The following is a 5,142-nucleotide window of genomic DNA, read 5'->3' as shown; positions in this document are numbered from 1 at the left end:
CTACAGTTGACAAAGAGCCTCAATTGGATACGCTATTAATTGGGATATGGAGTGAGTCATTTGTTACCATTAAATTTTTTAGGTGATTATTTTTTACTATTAAAAATGACGATGAATTATCTGATACGATAGGTGGTTACAGATTTATTTTAAAGCTGGAGAGTTTGTCTATTCAAAAGTACAATATAATAACATTTTATGTATAGTTAAACAATTTATCCTTTATTCTATGGAATAAAACAGTTTTGTCTTGTGTAAATATATTAAAAATGGTATAATCGAGCTGTGATAGCTGTAATGTGTAAATATGCTCATCATAGTAGGCTTCATGGGTGCGTTACTATAAGAAGTGTAGCCATGAAGATTACTTTTAATTTGATTTTGTGTTTTAACATAAGGAGGAACAATGGAAAATAAATCAAATTCGCTCAGTAGAATAAAGCGCCAGCAACGTGAAAAAGTTTTGCGCTTTTCTATTCGTAAGTATAGTTTCGGTGCCGCTTCAGTTGCTGTTGCAGCGCTGATGTTTTTAGGTGCCCGCGTTGCGAGTGCGGATAGTCTAGTCGACAAGACTTCACACTCTACTGCTGGTGTAGTAACACCTGAAAGTAAGGTCGATTCGCCTGAAGATGTTACAGAATCTACTGCAAACAAAGTAGATGAAGGAAATCAAGCGCTTACAAACGCTGCACCTAGCGCGTCTACAGTTGATAAATCCAAGTTGAAAAAAGTAGTTGAAGAATTAAATGCTCTTCTTTCTACTAAATTAAACCTTGACGAGTCAGTAGTCTCACCTGTTAAAGACAGACTTCAAAAAGGGAAAGAAGCCCTAGAAAGTTCTGAGCTAGCTCAAAAGGATATCGATGAACTTGTAGAACTCTTGTCTAAAGATGTGACAGTCGTATCAGCTGCTAAGGAAGTAACTGAGGTTCAAGTTGATAAACAAGCAGATAAAACTGAGAAGCCAGATGATAACCTAGCAAGTCAAACTTCTCCTGAAGTAAGCGCAAGTGAAGAGAGCCAAACTGTATCAGCTAAAAAAGATGCTTTGAAAGTATCTGTAGATCAATTGCAGGCAGCTGTTTTGGAATTGCCTGAGCATGAGACTAGCAAAGAAGTTCTTGAAAAAGCCAATGAACTATTGGGCTTGGCTCAAGGAGTTCTTGAAAATACAACAGTTTCTCTGAACGATGTTGAAGATATGACAAAACGTGTGAAGAGAATGTTTACTTCTGTTAAAAATGCTACAACGCGTTTGAATTCAGGTGCTCGTGACTCACGTAATGGCAAGAGCATGGCTCAAGGAACAAGCTTTAGAGCAAATGGTCAGATTAGTTCAGGTGCCTTAGCAAATATTAAATATTTTGCTTCTGTTGACCCTGGAACTAATAATGGAAGTAATACTCGAAATAATGATCCTGAGTTTACTAAAAATAAAACAGATATTAAAGCCTACTATATGGAAGATAGTCAAGGTAAATGGATCGTCTATGATGTCTTCTTCAATAACGACGGAAGAAAGATGACGGGAAGTTCATACCAGCAACAGTATTATTTCCAAGCACCATTTAATATAATGGATCCTTCTAATACAGTAAGAGATTTAAGCTTTACTCGTTATGAAAATGTTGGAGGTAGAAGACTATCTGATGATTTCCAAGGATTCAAACAGTATGGTAATACAGCTACAATTTCAAATCCGTGGGGACAACAATACAAAATTTTTAATAATGATGGATACTCATTTTATGATCCAAATTCAGGGGTAACTCGTAATAATCAAAGATGGGATGTATTTAAGAACAACCAAAATGATCCTACATTAAACACACTTACGAAAGATAAAAATGGAAAATATCCTGGATTATCATATTATTTAACTGTCAAATTAGGTAGAGAGAGTACAGACTATGCTATGCATATGCATGCTAAGATTAAATTGAAAAATAATATAACTGAGGAAGAAGCTAATGCATACGGTCGTGCCTATGCAGCTTCAACAACATCAGGATGGACTACTAATCAGTCTTATATTATGGGGACAACGGGTACAAGTTTAACTCCTAAAGATACGACACCGCCAACTATTACTGCAAATGGAGCAACAGTTATAAAAAATGAAAAAATTGTAGATATTCCAGTAACAGCTGAAGACAATAAAGGCGGAGTAGGAATGCGTCCAAACAATCCAATTGAAGTAACTGGATTACCACAAGGATTAACATTTACAAATGGTAAGATTACTGGAACACCAACAGGACCTGTAGGTAATAGTACAGTAACTATTAAAGCCTATGATAAAAATGGAAACAAAGCTGAAAAAACAATTACCATTACAGTAAAAGATCAAGCGTCTAAGTACAATCCGACAGGAGAAACGTTAACAGTAAACCAAGGTCAAACGATTTCAGATGATGCAGTGAAAGCAAAAGTGAAGAACTATGCACCCGGATCACTTACTGTTTTAAGTAAACCATCAACAGCTAAGCCAGGAAACGTAGGGAATGCTGTAGTAAAAGTAACATACCCAGATGGATCGACTGAAAATGTAAATGTACCAGTTACAGTATTAAAAGCACCAGATACACAAGCACCTACATTGACTGTTACACCACTAGAACAAGTTGTAAAAGTTGGTGAGAAAATCTCATTTAATGTAGATGGACGAGATGATACTAAGGTAAATTTAGATTTTTCAGATATATTTACAAAATATCCTAATCATCTATTTACGCAAAAAACGAACTATTCAGTAAATACTGATAAACAAAAGACACTATCTATTGACCTTGGAGAGGCAAAGGAATCTGATATTGGAGAAAAAACAGTTACCGTTAAGGCAACTGATGACGCTGGTCACAAAATTGAAAAGACAGTAAAAGTAAAAGTTATACCAGCCACGAAAGAAAATGAAAAACACAATCCAACAGCAGAAACTCTTGAAATTGGAATCAAACAAGAATTAACAGATGAAGCCATTAAAGCAAAAGTTAAAAATTATCCAAGTAATGCGACGTTAACTGTTAAACAAAAACCTGATACAGATACAACAGGTAACAAAACAGCTACAGTTATTGTGACTTACTCTGATAAATCAACAGATGAAGTAACAGTTCCAGTAGTGGTTCGTGATACAACTCCACCAAAAATCTACTGGGTTAAAGACGATGGTAGCAAAGTGGAGTTAGGAAAAACTCATGCAGAAGGACAAAATATAGTTATTCCGCTATACCGTGGTGATGCAGTAAATACACGTCTCATCACAACAGATGATAGTGGAAAAGTGACGAACTTCAAAACGGAAAACCTACAAAGTGGCTTTAACTTTACACCTGTCAATGGCACGGCAACAGAAGGTTCGCCATTAGGACAAAGTGTAACAGGAACAGTTGGTCTAGGAGTTGGGAAAGGTAAGTATACTGCCCGTGCAATTTCAACAGACGGAACCAATACCACAACAGGATATTTTGTATTTGAAGTACATGAACAGGCAGAAAAGTATACTCCAGCAGCAAATACGCTGACTGTACCATTTAATCATAAGATCACTGATGATGAGGTTAAAGGAAAAGTCATTGCTAAACCTGGTACGCCAGCCTTCCCAACTGGAACTATCTTTGAAGTAGTTTCAAAACCTGAAACCAATACTACAGGAACAGATAAAAAAGCAGTCGTAAAAATCACATATCCAGATAAGTCAACTGAGAATATTGATGTTCCTGTTCATGTAGGAAAAGACTTAGCTAGCCAGCATCCACTGGAAGGTCAGACAGTAACTGTTACAGTTGGAGATTCATTAAAGACATGGAAGGGACGTGTAGATTCTAACCAATACACAAATGCACCAAAAGGACGTGGAAATGGTGTAGAATGGGGTTGGAAAGGGACAACGCCTAAAGCTCTTCAAGATACAGCAGGTGTCTTTAAGTATACAGCAACAGCAACTCACCCAGATAAATCAGTAGCAGAATCTAATCCACAAGTAACCGTTATCGTTAAACCAAAAGCTCCAACAATTGAAACGGATCTGACTGGTAAGGCAGAATTACCTAACACATCAGTTGTTGTAAATGTTCATAACGGGGTAAAAGATGGCTCTATTGTAACACTTTATTCTCAGGATGGACGTGCAATTGGTACAGGTACTGTAACTAATGGAAAAGCGACAATTACAGGAACAATTCCAAAAGGAAATATTACAGCTAAAACAACTGTTCAAACACCAGGTGAGCAAGATGTCACATCTGATCCAAGTCCAGAGAAAGTAGCGACAACTAATAAAGCAGCTCTTTATCCTATTAAAGGTAAAACAGCGACAGTTACAGTTGGAGATTCATTAAGACAATGGAATGGGCGTGTGGACGCTAACCAATATACAGACGCAGGACCTAATGGTAAAGGAATTGGAGTTGAATGGGGCTGGGAAGGAACAGCACCAAAGATACTTCAAGATACAGCAGGTGTCTTTAAGTACACAGCAACAGCAACTCATACAGATAAAACAGTAGCTAAATCTAATCCGCAAGTAACCATCATTGTTAAGCCAAAAGCTCCAACGATTGAAACGGATTTAACAGGTAAGTCTAATCAAGAAAATGTCCCAGTAACTGTTTCTGTTGGAGGGGGAGTTAAAGATGGTTCAACCGTGACTCTTTATGGTCCAGATGGAACAACTGTTATTGGTACAGGAACTGTAACAAACGGAAAAGCAACTGCAATCATCACAGGTAAGGTTCCAGTAGGAAATATTACAGCTAAAACAACTGTTCAAACACCAGGACAAGATGATGTTGTGTCAGAACCAAGCCCAATTAAGGAAGCAACAAATATTGCTCCAACAGCCAGAACTCAAACAGTAGGGCTTAACGAGAAACCGAATGCTAAGAACAGTATTGGTAATAATGGAGACCTTCCAAATGGTACAAATTACACATGGAAGACTACACCAGACACTTCTACACCAGGTGACAAGCCAGGTGTCGTAACTGTTACCTATCCAGATGGTTCGACAATCGATGTCCCAGTAACAGTTAAGGTGACTCAAGTATCTGACGATTACGCACCGAAGTATGAAGATGGCAGTGGAAAACCAGGCTCTAAGGTTGAAATTCCATTGAAAGAAGAAAATGGAAAAGACATTCC

1 protein-coding gene is annotated in these 5,142 nt (G+C 37.5%); it reads left to right on the top strand.

What is annotated here, in order from left to right; genetic code table 11:
- Nucleotides 1-406: 406 nt before the first annotated feature.
- A partial coding sequence (locus tag HT717_RS08025) for a Rib/alpha-like domain-containing protein (RefSeq protein WP_173304922.1) occupies nucleotides 407-5,142 on the top strand: 4,736 nt, incomplete at its 3' end.

The organism is Streptococcus sp. 959 (genome assembly GCF_013277075.1).
In the GTDB taxonomy this organism is placed as follows: domain Bacteria; phylum Bacillota; class Bacilli; order Lactobacillales; family Streptococcaceae; genus Streptococcus; species Streptococcus pseudopneumoniae_C.
Note: the sequence above shows the minus strand (reverse complement) of the source record. Positions and strands in the feature narration are given on the sequence as shown.